This is a genomic window from Rudanella lutea DSM 19387 (genome assembly GCF_000383955.1).
Lineage (GTDB): Bacteria > Bacteroidota > Bacteroidia > Cytophagales > Spirosomataceae > Rudanella > Rudanella lutea.
In genome coordinates, this window is the sequence record NZ_KB913013.1 from 4,058,922 (window position 1) to 4,073,438 (window position 14,517).

Here is a 14,517-nt window from a genome sequence, read left to right on the forward strand (position 1 = left end):
AATTATTGCCAAAAGCAATTTACGAGACATGGCAAAGTTAACCAAGAAACAAAAGGAAGCGATGTCGAAGTACGATGCTTCTAAGGCATACTCGCTCGAACAGGCAGCGAGTATTCTGAAGGAGATTTCGTACACGAAGTTCGACGCTTCTGTGGATATTGACGTTCGGTTGGGCGTTGATCCGCGTAAAGCCGACCAGATGGTTCGTGGCGTTGCTACGCTCCCACATGGTACGGGCAAAACGGTTCGTGTGCTGGTGCTTTGCACCCCCGACAAAGAACAGGAAGCAAAAGATGCCGGAGCTGACTATGTTGGCCTCGACGACTACATTCAGAAGATTGAGCAAGGCTGGACGGACGTTGATGTGATTATCACAATGCCGAACGTCATGGCAAAGGTGGGCCGTTTGGGCCGGGTATTGGGGCCTCGTGGTCTTATGCCTAACCCGAAGTCAGGTACCGTAACGCTGGAAGTAGGGAAAGCCGTTCAAGAGGTGAAAGCCGGTAAAATCGACTTTAAAGTTGATAAGCAGGGTGCTATTCACACGAGCATCGGTAAGGTATCATTTGCCCCCGAGAAGTTGGCTGAAAACGCACAGGAGATCATCTCCACGCTGTTGCGTCTGAAGCCCTCATCAGCGAAAGGTACATACGTGAAGTCGATCAACATATCGAGCACGATGAGCCCAGGCGTAACCATTGACAAAGGCACTGTAGCAGGAATCTAATCATGACACGGGAAGAAAAAGGAGCGATTATAGAAGAGTTAGCTCAGAAGTTTCAGAGCATTCCTTTCTTCTACATCACGGAGGCCAGTGGCATGAGCGTTGCTGAAGTCAATGATCTTCGTCGGAAATGCTTCGAGCGGGGTATCGAGTACAAAGTGGTAAAAAACACTTTTATCAAAAAAGCACTCGAAACGCTTGAAACGGATTATACGCCGTTTAACGATACGGTATTAGCTGGTCAGTCAGGTGTGATGTTTCACGCTCAAAACCAGAAGGCACCGGCACAACTCATTAAGGAGTTCCGTAAAACGAACGACAAGCTGAAGTTGAAAGGCGCTTCGATCGACTATAGCCTGTTTATCGGTGCAGATCAGCTGGATACGTTGATCTCGCTGAAGAGCAAGGAAGAGCTGGTCGGCGATATTATTGGTCTCTTGCAATCACCTGCGAAGAATGTGGTGTCTGCCCTTCAGAGCGGTGGTGGCAAACTGGCCGGTATCCTCAAAACGCTGTCAGAGCGCGAAGAGGCTTAATTTATCTATTACGGGCGGGTGCCTGTAATTTTCCAAACAATCGTATCACAATCAAATTACAATACTGAAATGGCAGATTTGAAAGCGTTCGCTGAGCAGCTCGTAAACCTGACGGTAAAAGAAGTTAACGAACTCGCTGCTATCCTGAAGGACGAGTATGGTATCGAACCAGCAGCTGCTGCTCCCGTAATGGTAGCTGGCGGTGCAGGTGGTGGCGAAGCTGCTGCGGCTGCGCCTGAGAAAACGTCTTTCGACGTAATCCTGAAGAACCCAGGTGCTGGTAAACTGGCTGTTGTGAAGCTGGTTAAAGACTTGACCGGTCTGGGCCTGAAAGAAGCGAAAGAACTCGTTGACGGTGCTCCGAAACCAGTTAAAGAAGGCGTAGCGAAGGACGAAGCTGAGGCTCTCCGGAAGCAATTGGAAGAAGCTGGTGCTGAAGTAGAAGTAAAGTAAGCAACTGCTTTTTCAATACAACTCCAAATAGGGGAGGCCTGACTATCCGTCAGGTCTTTTCCTGTTTGGAGACTTTTGTCTATATATAGAGGATATTGTTTAAACTAATTTTTTGGTCTAAACGTTACCTCACTATTGCCCCCTCGAGCGGGTGACGCTTAGGGCATTTAGGGCCGATTTTTTACCTTCTTAAAACAGGGGCGGAGCGCAATCGGCCACACAAATGTAATGGCTCTAACATTGGCTACAAACGCAAACAACACCAGCATGCGCAAAAACTTTGCGACGATTCAGCCAGTAATCGGATATCCTGACTTCCTCGATATCCAAATTAAATCATTCAAAGATTTTTTCCAACTTGATACACCATCAGACCACCGGTCGCAGGAAGGTCTGTTTAAGGTGTTTCAGGAAAATTTCCCTATTTCGGATTCACGCGAAAACTTCGTGCTGGACTTTATCGACTATTCGGTCGATCCACCGAAGTATTCCGTCGATGAGTGTATCGATCGGGGGCTGACGTATTCGGTGCCGCTGAAAGCAAAACTGCGGTTGTCGAACAACGATCCAGATAACGAAGACTTCGAGACAATCGAGCAGGAGGTATTCCTTGGTAATATCCCCTACATGACCGAAAAGGGCTCGTTCGTCATTAACGGAGCGGAACGAGTTATTGTTTCGCAGCTCCATCGTTCGCCGGGTGTGTTCTTCTCTATGAGCAAACACACCAACGGAACTAAGCTGTACTCAGCCCGGATCATCCCGTTCAAAGGATCTTGGATTGAGTTCTCAACGGACGTGAATAACGTAATGTACGCATACATCGACCGGAAAAAGAAATTCCCGGTTACGACCCTGTTGCGTGCCATTGGTTTTGGATCTGATAAAGACATTCTTGATCTCTTCGGCTTGTCGGAAGAGATTCCGGCAACTCCCGCTAACCTCAAGAAGGCGATTGGGCGTCGCTTGGCCGCTCGGGTACTGCGTACCTGGACGGAAGACTTTGTTGATGAAGATACAGGTGAAGTAGTTTCAATCAGCCGGAACGAGGTTCTCCTCGAGCGTGACTCCGTTATCTCGGTTGATGATATTGACGTGATTACGGACTCAGGCCAGAAGTCGGTCATCCTGCACAAGGAAGACATGAACGTGGCTGATTACAATATTATTTACAATACACTGCAGAAGGATAGCTCAAACTCGGAGAAAGAAGCCGTTGAGCAAATCTACCGGCAGTTGCGTAACGCCGATGCTCCAGATGAGCAAACAGCTCGGGAAATTATCCAGAGCCTGTTCTTCTCCGATAAGCGGTATGATCTTGGCGATGTTGGCCGGTACCGGATCAACAAGAAACTGGGTCTTGAGGTGGCTTCTGATACAAAGGTGTTGACTACGGAAGACATCGTATCTATTGTGAAGTACCTCATTGGGCTTATCAACTCAAAAGCTGTAGTCGATGATATTGACCACCTCAGCAACCGCCGGGTGCGGACCGTTGGGGAGCAGTTGTACGCACAGTTTGGTGTTGGTTTGGCCCGTATGGCCCGGACTATCAAGGAGCGGATGAACGTACGGGATAACGAAGACTTCAAGCCGGTTGATTTGATCAATGCCCGGACTCTGTCGTCGGTTATCAACTCGTTCTTCGGCACCAACCAGCTTTCACAGTTTATGGACCAAACCAACCCATTGGCCGAGGTGACGCACAAGCGTCGTATGTCGGCACTGGGACCTGGTGGTCTGTCGCGTGAGCGAGCTGGCTTCGAAGTTCGTGACGTTCACTACACGCACTACGGTCGTTTGTGTACGATTGAAACGCCGGAAGGTCCAAACATCGGTCTGATTTCGTCTTTGTGTGTGTACGCGAAGATCAACAGCATGGGCTTTATCGAGACACCGTACCGGGTGATCGAAAACGGTAAGGTGTCGCTGGAGAAACCAGTAATGTACCTGACGGCTGAGGAAGAAGATACGCACTACATTGCCCAGGCGAATGCGGGTATTGACAATAGTGGCAACTTCCAGGTTGACCGTTTGAAGGCTCGTTTTGAAGGTGACTTCCCGATGGCTGAGCCAACGAGTGTAACCTTCATGGATATTGCGCCCAACCAGATTGTATCGGTGGCTGCGTCGATGATTCCGTTCCTGGAGCACGATGATGCTAACCGGGCCTTGATGGGCTCTAACATGCAACGTCAGGCGGTTCCACTGCTTCGGCCTGAGGCCCCAATCGTGGGTACCGGTCTGGAAGGACGTGTTGCAGTTGACTCACGGGCTCTCTACATTGCCGAAGCTAACGGCGTGGTTGAGTTTGTGGATTCGACCAAGATCATGGTTCGTTACGAGCTGGATGCCGACTCGCGTCTGGTGACATTCGAAGATGAGGTGAAAACCTATAGCCTGATCAAGTTCCGCCGGACGAACCAGGATACCTGCATCAACCTGAAGCCGACTGTACTGAAAGGGCAGAAAGTAACGAAGGGCGATGTGCTTTGTGAAGGTTATGCAACACAACAGGGTGAGCTGGCGCTTGGCCGGAACATGAAAGTTGCGTTCATGCCCTGGCAGGGATACAACTTTGAGGATGCTATCGTGATCTCGGAGCGTGTAGTACGCGAAGATATCTTCACGTCTATCCACATCGAAGAATTTGAACTGGAAGTTCGCGACACGAAGCGGGGCGAGGAAGAATTGACTTCTGAAATCCCGAACGTGAGCGAAGAAACCGTTCGCAACCTCGACGAAAACGGTATTGTACGGGTAGGTACGGAGGTGAAAGAAGGCGACATCCTGATCGGTAAGATTACGCCGAAGGGAGAAAGCGATCCGACACCGGAAGAAAAACTGCTCCGTGCAATCTTTGGTGATAAAGCAGGCGACGTAAAAGATGCCTCGAAGAAAGCACCACCGTCGTTGAAAGGGGTTGTAATTGATACAAAACTGTTCTCGCGTCCGTCGAAGGAAGACCGCGGTAAGCACAAGGAAGAGATTAAGGTTCTGATGAAGAAGTTTAGTCGTGACCTGACAGCGCTGCGTAGCCGGATGATTGACAAACTGGTTGACCTGCTTGACGGCAAAACCAGCGCGGGTGTGAAGCATAAGTTTGGCGACGAAATCGTCAGCAAAGGCGTTAAGTTCAACCGGAAGAACATCACCGATAACCTGTTCCCAGACAAGAACCCGTATCGCGATGAGAGTGGCTACTCGGTTCCTGAGGAAGTCAACCTCCTGAGCGATCTGGTGCTCGAAGGCTGGACGGACGATCATCATACGAACCAACTGGCAGTGCAGGTAGTGAAAAACTACAACACGCGCCGGAACGAGGTAACGGGGCGCTTCAAGCGGGAGCGGTTTACCCTCGAAGTTGGTGACGAACTGCCGGCGGGTATCGTGAAGTTGGCGAAGGTGTACATCGCTAAGAAGCGCAAGCTGAAAGTAGGGGATAAGATGGCCGGTCGCCACGGTAACAAAGGGGTTGTTGCCCGGATTGTTCGTGACGAAGATATGCCGTTCCTCGAAGACGGAACCCCCGTGGATATCGTACTGAACCCATTGGGTGTACCTTCCCGGATGAACCTCGGTCAGATTTACGAAACCGTATTAGGCTGGGCTGGTCAGAAACTGGGCCGCAAGTATGCAACGCCGATTTTCGACGGGGCTACCGAGCAGCAGGTTGTTGACGAGCTCGATGCCGCTGGCTTGCCATCGTTTGGTCGTACCTATTTGTACAATGGTTTGACCGGCGATCGCTTTGACCAGAAAGTAACCGTGGGGATCATCTACATGCTTAAACTCGGTCACTTGGTCGACGATAAGATGCACGCCCGCTCGATTGGCCCCTACTCGCTCATTACGCAGCAGCCGCTGGGTGGTAAGGCGCAGTTTGGTGGTCAGCGTTTTGGGGAGATGGAAGTGTGGGCGTTGGAGGCCTTCGGGGCATCGAACATCCTGCAGGAAATCCTGACGGTGAAGTCGGACGACGTGGTTGGTCGGGCAAAGGCGTACGAAGCTATCGTGAAGGGTGAGAACCTGCCGAAGCCAAATATCCCTGAGTCGTTCAACGTACTTGTGCACGAGTTGCGTGGTCTAGCACTTGAAATTACACTTGAGTAAAGTTTTCAGTTTACTGTTCTCGGTTTTCAGTTGGTTGACACAAACTTGTAGCTGTGTCAGCCAACTGAAAACTGTAGACTGAAAACAGTAAACTCCACTAATTAAATCTCCAACTTCATGTCGTTCAAAAAGAACAAGAAACTCAACAGCGACTTCTCCAGCGTGACGATTAGCCTGGCGTCGCCTGAGTCGATTCTGGAGAGTTCATACGGCGAGGTGACGCAGCCTGAAACGATCAACTACCGGACCTACAAGCCGGAAATGGGTGGTCTTTTCTGCGAGCGCATCTTTGGCCCGGTGAAAGATTGGGAGTGCCACTGCGGCAAGTACAAGCGGATTCGCTACAAAGGCATTATCTGCGACCGTTGTGGTGTTGAGGTAACGGAGAAAAAAGTTCGCCGGGAGCGGATGGGCCACATCGAACTGGTGGTGCCTGTGGCGCATATCTGGTATTTCCGGAGCCTTCCAAACAAAATCGGTTATCTGCTCGGTCTTTCTACCAAGAAGCTCGATCAGATCATTTATTACGAGCGGTACATCGTTATTCAGCCGGGTGTAAAAGCCGAAGATGGTATTAACCAGCTCGACTTCCTGACCGAAGACGAATACCTCGATATTATCGACAAGCTGCCGAGCACCAATCAGCACCTCGACGACAAAGACCCGAACAAATTCATCGCCAAGATGGGGGCCGAAGCGTTGGAGATGCTGTTGTCACGGCTCGAACTCGACTCGCTTTCGTACCAGCTTCGCCATGCAGCCGCTACCGATACATCGCAGCAGCGTAAGGCTGAGGCTCTGAAGCGGTTGAAAGTAGTAGAAGCATTCCGGGAGGCTAACGGCCGGATTGAGAACCGCCCTGAGTGGATGGTGATCAAGATGGTACCGGTTATCCCGCCCGAATTGCGTCCGCTCGTCCCTCTGGACGGTGGCCGTTTCGCTACGTCTGACTTAAATGACCTGTACCGTCGGGTTATTATTCGGAACAACCGTCTGAAGCGTCTGATCGAGATCAAAGCACCTGAGGTGATTCTTCGTAACGAGAAGCGGATGTTGCAGGAGGCTGTCGACTCATTGTTCGACAACTCACGCAAGGTCAACGCTGTTCGTTCGGAGGGTAACCGTGCGCTGAAGTCACTGTCTGACATGCTGAAAGGTAAGCAGGGCCGTTTCCGGCAAAACCTGCTTGGTAAGCGTGTCGACTACTCAGGTCGTTCGGTAATCGTGGTAGGTCCCGAGCTGAAAATGCACGAGTGCGGTCTGCCAAAAGACATGGCCGCCGAGTTGTTCAAGCCGTTTATTATCCGTAAGCTCATCGAGCGGGGGATTGTGAAAACGGTGAAATCGGCTAAGAAAATCGTTGATCGTAAAGATCCGGTTATCTGGGACATTCTGGAAAACGTACTGAAAGGTCACCCTGTATTACTCAACCGGGCTCCAACGCTGCACCGTTTGGGTATTCAGGCATTCCAGCCTAAGCTGATCGAGGGTAAAGCGATTCAGTTGCACCCACTCGTGACGACGGCCTTCAACGCCGACTTTGACGGTGACCAGATGGCCGTTCACGTGCCGCTGGGTCAGGAGGCAATCCTGGAAGCGTCGCTGTTGATGCTGGCATCGCACAACATTCTTAACCCAGCCAACGGCGCGCCGATCACGGTACCGTCGCAGGACATGGTGTTGGGTCTGTACTATGTGACGAAAGGCCGCAAAACAACGCCCGAGTATCCGATTGCCGGCGAAGGCATGACGTTCTACGGTGCTGAAGAGGTGATTATTGCCATCAACGAAGGTAAAGTATCGAAGCATGCTAACATTAAGTGCCGGGTTGAGGTACGCAATGAGCAGGGTGAGCTCGAAACCAAAATCGTTGAGACGGTAGCCGGCCGGTTGCTGTTCAATCAGTTTGTACCGAAAGAGGTAGGTTTCATCAACGAACTGTTGACGAAGAAGAAACTCCAGCAAATCATTGCGCTGATCTTTAAAATCTCAGGTGTTGCCAAAACAGCGGCTTTCCTCGACGATATCAAAGAACTCGGTTTCCAGATGGCCTTCCGGGGTGGTCTGTCGATCGGTCTGAGCGACGTGATGATTCCTGAAGCGAAGCAGGGCCTTATTGAAGAGGCCAAGCAAAGCGTACAGGGTGTTTGGGATAACTACCTGATGGGTCTGATTACGGAGAACGAGCGTTACAACCAGGTAATTGATATCTGGACGCGGGTGAACTCGCGTGTAACCGAAACCCTCATGAAGCAGCTGGAAGCTGATCAGGGTGGTTTTAACTCGATCTACATGATGATGCACTCAGGTGCCCGTGGTTCGCGCGAGCAGATTCGTCAGCTGGGTGGTATGCGGGGTCTGATGGCCAAGCCTCAGAAAAACCTGCAAGGCTCAGTCGGTGAAATCATTGAGAACCCGATTCTGTCGAACTTCAAAGAAGGTCTCGACGTATTGGAGTACTTTATCTCAACGCACGGTGCCCGGAAAGGTCTGGCCGATACGGCTTTGAAAACGGCCGATGCCGGTTATCTGACCCGTCGTCTGCACGACGTAGCTCAGGACGTAATCATCAGCGAAAACGACTGTGGTACTTTGCGGGGTCTGCAAGTGTCGGCGTTGAAAGACAACGAAGATATCGTAGAGCCGCTGTCAGAGCGTATTCTGGGTCGGACTACGGTACACGACGTGTACGATCCGCTCAAGAAAGATGCTGACGGTAATCCGTTGTTGCTGGTAGCTTCGGGTGATCTGATCACCGAAGAAATTGCCGCAGCTATCGACGAAACCAGCATCGAAACGGTTGAAATCCGTTCGGTACTGACCTGCGAATCGAAGAAGGGTGTTTGTAGCAAATGCTACGGTCGCAACCTCGCTACGGGCCGCATGGTCGACATCGGTGAAGCTGTAGGGGTTATTGCCTCACAGTCGATCGGTGAGCCGGGTACACAGCTGACTCTGCGTACCTTCCACGTGGGTGGTACGGCTTCAAACATCGCCGTTGATGCCTCGATTCGGGCTAAATTCGACGGCCTGATTGAATTTGAAGAAATGCGTACGGTAGAGTCGGAAGACAGCGAAGGTAACCCACAGACGGTTGTAATGGGTCGCTCAGGTGAAGTTCGGATTGTCAACCCCGATGACCGCAATCAAGTCTACATCAGCAACAACGTTCCGTACGGTGCGTTCCTGCGGGTGAAAGATGGCGATATGGTGAAAAAAGGCGACGAACTGAGCGCCTGGGATCCTTACAACGCCGTTATCCTTTCTGAACTGACCGGTACCGTTTCGTTCGACGCGATCGAGGAAGGCATCACCTACCGCGAAGAGTTTGATGAGCAGACCGGCTTCCAGGAGATGGTAATCATCGAAAGCCGTGATAAGACCAAAAACCCGGCTATCGTGGTTAGTGGTGTGAGTACGCTGCTGGAAGACATCACCGAGAAAGGGTACAACCTGCCGGTGGGTGCGCGCCTGGTTGTAAAAACCGGCCAAACCATCAAGGCGGGTCAGCCACTGGCCAAAATTCCGCGTAACGTGGGTAAAACCCGCGATATTACGGGTGGTCTGCCACGGGTAACGGAATTGTTTGAAGCCCGTAACCCATCGAACCCGGCGGTCGTTTCGGAAATCGACGGTGTTGTAACCTACGGAACCATCAAGCGTGGTAACCGGGAAATCTTCATCGAGTCGAAAGACGGTACGAAGAAGAAATACCTCGTTCCGCTGTCGAAGTTCATCTTGGTACAGGACAATGACTTCGTACGGGCTGGTGCTCCGCTGTCGGATGGTGCCATTACGCCGAGCGATATTCTGGCGATTAAAGGACCAACGGCCGTTCAGGAGTACCTCGTGAACGAAATTCAGGAAGTATACCGCTTGCAGGGTGTGAAGATCAACGATAAGCACATCGAAGCCATTGTTCGGCAGATGATGCAGAAAGTAGAGATCATCGACTCAGGCGATACGAACTTCCTCGAAGGTCAGGTAGTTGACAAGTGGTCGTTCCGTGAGGAAAACGATAAGGTGATGGACGCTAAAGTGGTGATGGATGCCGGTGGCTCTGAAACCCTGAAGCCGGGTCAGATTATTTCGTCACGTCGTTTGCGTGATGAGAACTCAAGCCTGAAGCGCCGTGACCTGCCCATCGTGGTAGTGCGGGATGCCATGCCAGCCGTTTCGCAACCGACGCTGATGGGTATCACCCAGGCATCGTTGGGTACGGAAAGCTTTATCTCGGCCGCTTCGTTCCAGGAGACGACCAAGGTACTGAGCGAGGCTTCGATCCGTGGTAAGAACGATACCCTCGAAGGTCTGAAGGAAAACGTGATCGTGGGTCACCTGATCCCGGCCGGTACCGGTGTTCGTCGTTACCAGGGCGTTATCGTCGGCTCAAAAGAAGAGTACGAAACCATTACCGAATCGCGCGAGCAGTTCTCACGTACCAAAAAGCGGGTAACGGCTTAAGTCGAACCAAGTATTGATAGAAACAACGCCCCGGTCAGTAATGATCGGGGCGTTGTTCGTTTATCGTCCACACCAACAATCTGGTGAGAAAATGGGCTGGATGAGTATTTAATTGAGTGATAACGATCAGTCGGGGCGTAACAGGGGCTTTATCGGGTGACGTGTTTATACACGACTCCGTCTTTCATGACAAACTGTACTCGATTGTAAATGACCTCTTTGAAATCTTTTTCAAGATCACCACTAAACGCAACAATATCGGCCAAAGCGCCTTCTTTGATCACACCCAATTCTTTTTGCTTGCCCATGACTACGGCGGCCTGATACGTACCTGCCTGTAATACATCGGCAACGGGCAAACCAGCATCAACGTACGAAACCAGCGTGTTTTTCGCTTCTAAGCCGATTGCCCGCGGAGTATATAGGTACAAATCAGACCCATAGACGATTTTGACCCCTGCCTTTACGGCTCTTACAAGTCGCTCTTTGGTGGTAGCCACAAAGCTCCTGATGTCGTCATCGGTTATGTTGCTTTTAGCAAACTCAACAATGCCTTTATACCCTTCGAAAGAGCCATCGGTGGGTACCAAATAGGTGCCTTTTTGCGCCATTAGCCGGAGTGTACTGTCCGAAATGCCATAGCCATGCTCGATCCCGTCGACACCGGCCTGAACAGCGTCCCGAATAATTTCATCGTAGGTCGCATGAGCTGTGACTTTTAAGCCGTTTTGGTGAGCCACTTCCACAATGGCCCGCATCTGCTCAGGTGAGAGAACCAATCCGTTATCGTTTGTCGCGCAGATTTTGATCAGATCAACCCCATTTACAATGTGCTCGTTGACCGCACTCCGGGCTTCGTCGACCGTTCGCACAATACTGTATTCGCGGGCGGGTAACGTTTTGTGCAGATATGCCAATTTGCCAAACTGACCATTGGGCGGGCTAATGATTGGCCCCGATACCAGCATTCGGGCACCTTTGACCCAGCCTTTCCGGATAGCATTTCTCAAGACTACATCCAGGTACGGCCCCGAATTGCCCAGATCTTTAACGGTGGTAATACCGGCTTCCAGAAACGATTGGGCAATACTACCTCCCCGGAGTAGTCGATCGGCATCCGAATTCTCAATCAGGTCGGTTTCCATGGGAGTGCCGCTTTTCTGCATAAACAGAAAGTGCGTATGCGAATCAATCAGGCCCGGTATTACAGTGGCCGAGGATAGGTCGATAAACTGACTGTTGGCCTTAAAGCCGTCGGCCGATTTGCCGACTTTAACTACTTTGTCGCCTTCAACAACAATATATTGGTCTCGCAGAAACTGCTTCTTTTCGGAGTCGAAGAACTTACCGGCTTTGATCAGATACCGGGTTGGCTGCTGACCAAAGGTCGTCTGAAATAGGAAAGCAGCGAAGAAAAAGAGAATGGCACGCATATGGTTGAAAAGTGGATTTAAATTCACACGAGGGGTAGCTTTCGGGAGTTGAAATTTCTCCTCATCGACGGAGCCGTACGAGTCACCCGTCATCAGGGTTTGAGTTTCGCTCTGGCTCGTTTAAAAACCAGCATAAACACCAAAGCCACAAAGGTTGCATTAAACAGATAATAGCCGAGCGTATGATCCTGATGGAAAATAAACCGGTCGGTGAGGAGCCGGAATGACAGAAAAAAAAGCCAATACCAGCCGAATCCAACGGCTAATTGCGCCCAGGGTGACAGATGGCCGTGCCAGTATTTGTAGCGTTTGTACATGGTGGTTCGGGTCTGGAAATACGTTGCGATTGCCTAATCAAATATAGGCTAATTTTTAACCAGGCAACCGGACCGAACGGTGCTGACCTGTAGCCAAACCTGATCTTTCTTCAGCATAACGAGCTTACATAAACCGCTACATTTTCGCCTACCTTTGTATGCATTGCAACATCGCGCAGATGTTGCCTCGGCTTACCCACTTCGCGATGAAAACAAACTACCTGTCCATTTTTTGTCTGACAACTTTCTTTGGCATGGCCAACGCACAAACGCCAACTCCTTTAGCGGCACCTAAAGCCGCTGTGAAGCCCAAACAACTTACGATTCACGGCGACACGCGGGTCGATAATTACTACTACCTCAACGAACGGGAAAATCCCGAGGTAATCAATTACCTCAAGGCCGAAAATGCCTATCTCGAACAGACGCTGGCACCCGTCAAAGAGCTGCGCCAGAAACTGTTTGAGGAAATGAAGGGCCGTATCAAGCAACAGGATCAGTCGGTGCCCTACAAAGAAGGCGACTATTACTACCAGACCAACTTTGTAGAAGGGGGCGAGTACCCGATTTATGTTCGTAAAAAAGGGTCACTGTCGGCACCGGAAGAGGTTATGTTCGATTGTAACCAGTTGGCCAAGGGGCACGCGTACTACAATCTGGGCGGTTACGAGGTATCGGACAACGACGAGTTAGCCATTTTCTGTGAGGATACCGTGAGCCGCCGGTTGTACACGCTGCGGATTAAGAACCTGAAGACGGGGCAGATCTACCCCGAAGCCATTCCGAACGTTGAAGCCGGCGACTTTGCCTGGGCCACCGACAATAAAACGCTGTTCTACATCAAAAAGGATGTGCAAACGCTGCTCGGTTATCAGGTGTACCGGCACGTACTGGGTACCGATCCGAAACAGGACGTACTGGTGTACGAAGAGAAAGACAACCAGTTTTACATGGGCCTGTACCGGATGAAGTCGAAGAAGTATATTGCCGTGGTGAGCGATCATAACGGCGTCACGACTGAATACCGACTGTTAGAGGCCGCCAGGCCAACCGAGAATTTTACGGTGTTTTATCCCCGTGAACGCGGGCACGAGTACGATATTCAACACTTCGGTAATAAGTTTTACGTCCGTACCAACTACAAAGCCCAGAACTATCGGCTCATGGAGGTGCCCGAGGGGCAGCAGGCAAACCGGGCGGCCTGGAAAGAGGTGATTCCGCACCGGGCCGATGTGTTTCTGCAAAACATGGACGTGTTTGCGGGCCACCTCGTACTCGGCGAACGCAAAGAGGGCCTGACCCGGCTGCGGATTATCAACCAGAAAAAGTCTGGCGAAGATCACTATATCGAATTTGGGGAGCCTGCCTATGTCGCTGGTATGTCGTACAACCCGGAATTTGATACCAACGTGCTACGCTACAGCTATGCTTCGCTCACCACGCCGGGCTCTACCTTCGATTACAATATGGACACGAAGGTCAAAACGCTCCTCAAGCAGCAGGAGGTGTTAGGGGGCTTCAACAAAGACAATTACGTGTCGGAGCGGGTGTATGCTACGGCGCGGGATGGCGTAAAAGTGCCCATTTCGCTCGTGTACCGGAAGGGCACTAAGAAGGATGGTTCGGCACCGTTGCTCCAATACGCCTATGGTTCGTACGGGAGCAATACTGAGCCTGGTTTCGGCTCGGCCCGGTTGAGCTTGCTCGATCGGGGTTTCATTTATGCAATTGCTCACATTCGGGGTGGGCAGGAGATGGGCCGCCACTGGTACGAAGACGGCAAGATGCTGAAGAAGAAGAACACCTTCAACGACTTTGTCGACTGCTCAAAATTCCTGATTGAAAACAAATACACCAGCCCCAGCAAGCTGTTTGCGTTGGGTGGCTCGGCCGGGGGGCTCCTGATGGGTGCGGTGGTCAATCAGGCTCCTGAGCTGTACCGGGGCGTGGTGGCGGCCGTTCCGTTTGTCGATGTCGTGACGACCATGCTCGACGAAACCATTCCGCTCACAACCGGCGAGTGGGAAGAGTGGGGCAATCCGAAAACGAAGAAATACTACGACTACATGAAGTCGTACTCGCCTTACGATAACGTCGAGAAAAAGGCTTACCCGAATATGCTGGTTACGACCGGCCTGCACGATTCGCAGGTGCAATACTGGGAGCCTGCCAAGTGGGTGGCCAAGCTACGTACCCTAAAAACGGACCAGAATCAGCTCCTGCTCCACACCAACATGGAAGCCGGGCACGGTGGCGCATCGGGTCGGTTTGAAGCACTAAAAGAAGTGGCGCTCGAATATGCATTCATGCTGAACCTGTTGGGTATTCAACAGTAGCCATTGAAGGGTAACGTGGCTTACTTAGGTCGGGTAACTGGAGTCGAAAGATGACCGGTTACCCGCTTTTTTTGGCGCGGGGCGTTTCCATTACCGGGTCAGTCTCCGTGATTCATATTTGAGCTGGCCGAATGTGTAGCA

8 protein-coding genes are annotated in these 14,517 nt (G+C 51.2%); 6 read left to right on the top strand and 2 right to left on the bottom strand.

Features of this window, described 5'->3' with window-relative positions:
• Positions 1-28: 28 nt before the first annotated feature.
• The 5 genes from rplA (at position 29) to rpoC (ending at position 10,290) form a co-directional block, all read left to right on the top strand.
• On the top strand, positions 29-727 hold the full coding sequence (rplA, locus tag RUDLU_RS0116855) for a 50S ribosomal protein L1 (protein WP_027303147.1): 699 nt from the start codon (positions 29-31) through the stop codon (positions 725-727).
• 2 nt (positions 728-729) lie between these two features.
• Positions 730-1,260 (top strand): 50S ribosomal protein L10, encoded by a 531-nt coding sequence (gene rplJ / locus RUDLU_RS0116860; protein ID WP_019989579.1) that lies wholly within the window; start codon positions 730-732, stop codon positions 1,258-1,260.
• A gap of 69 nt (positions 1,261-1,329) precedes the next feature.
• Positions 1,330-1,713, top strand: a complete 384-nt coding sequence (gene rplL / locus RUDLU_RS0116865; RefSeq protein ID WP_019989580.1) for a 50S ribosomal protein L7/L12 — start codon at positions 1,330-1,332, stop codon at positions 1,711-1,713.
• 267 nt (positions 1,714-1,980) lie between these two features.
• A complete protein-coding gene (gene rpoB / locus RUDLU_RS0116870) occupies positions 1,981-5,826 on the top strand; it encodes a DNA-directed RNA polymerase subunit beta (protein WP_019989582.1) in 3,846 nt (1,281 codons plus the stop codon).
• 117 nt (positions 5,827-5,943) lie between these two features.
• Positions 5,944-10,290: a DNA-directed RNA polymerase subunit beta' gene (gene rpoC, locus RUDLU_RS0116875; protein WP_019989583.1), complete on the top strand. Its 4,347-nt coding sequence runs from the start codon at positions 5,944-5,946 to the stop codon at positions 10,288-10,290.
• Positions 10,291-10,439: 149 nt separating this feature from the next.
• Here rpoC and RUDLU_RS27620 read toward each other — a convergent pair whose 3' ends face one another.
• Complete coding sequence (locus RUDLU_RS27620) at positions 10,440-11,723, bottom strand: amidohydrolase family protein (protein WP_044130469.1); 1,284 nt, start codon at positions 11,721-11,723, stop codon at positions 10,440-10,442.
• Positions 11,724-11,815: 92 nt separating this feature from the next.
• On the bottom strand, positions 11,816-12,040 hold the full coding sequence (locus RUDLU_RS0116885) for a hypothetical protein (protein ID WP_019989585.1): 225 nt from the start codon (positions 12,038-12,040) through the stop codon (positions 11,816-11,818).
• Positions 12,041-12,246: 206 nt separating this feature from the next.
• Here RUDLU_RS0116885 and RUDLU_RS0116890 point away from each other — a divergent pair, with 206 nt between their 5' ends.
• Complete coding sequence (locus RUDLU_RS0116890) at positions 12,247-14,376, top strand: S9 family peptidase (protein ID WP_019989586.1); 2,130 nt, start codon at positions 12,247-12,249, stop codon at positions 14,374-14,376.
• Positions 14,377-14,517: the final 141 nt, after the last annotated feature.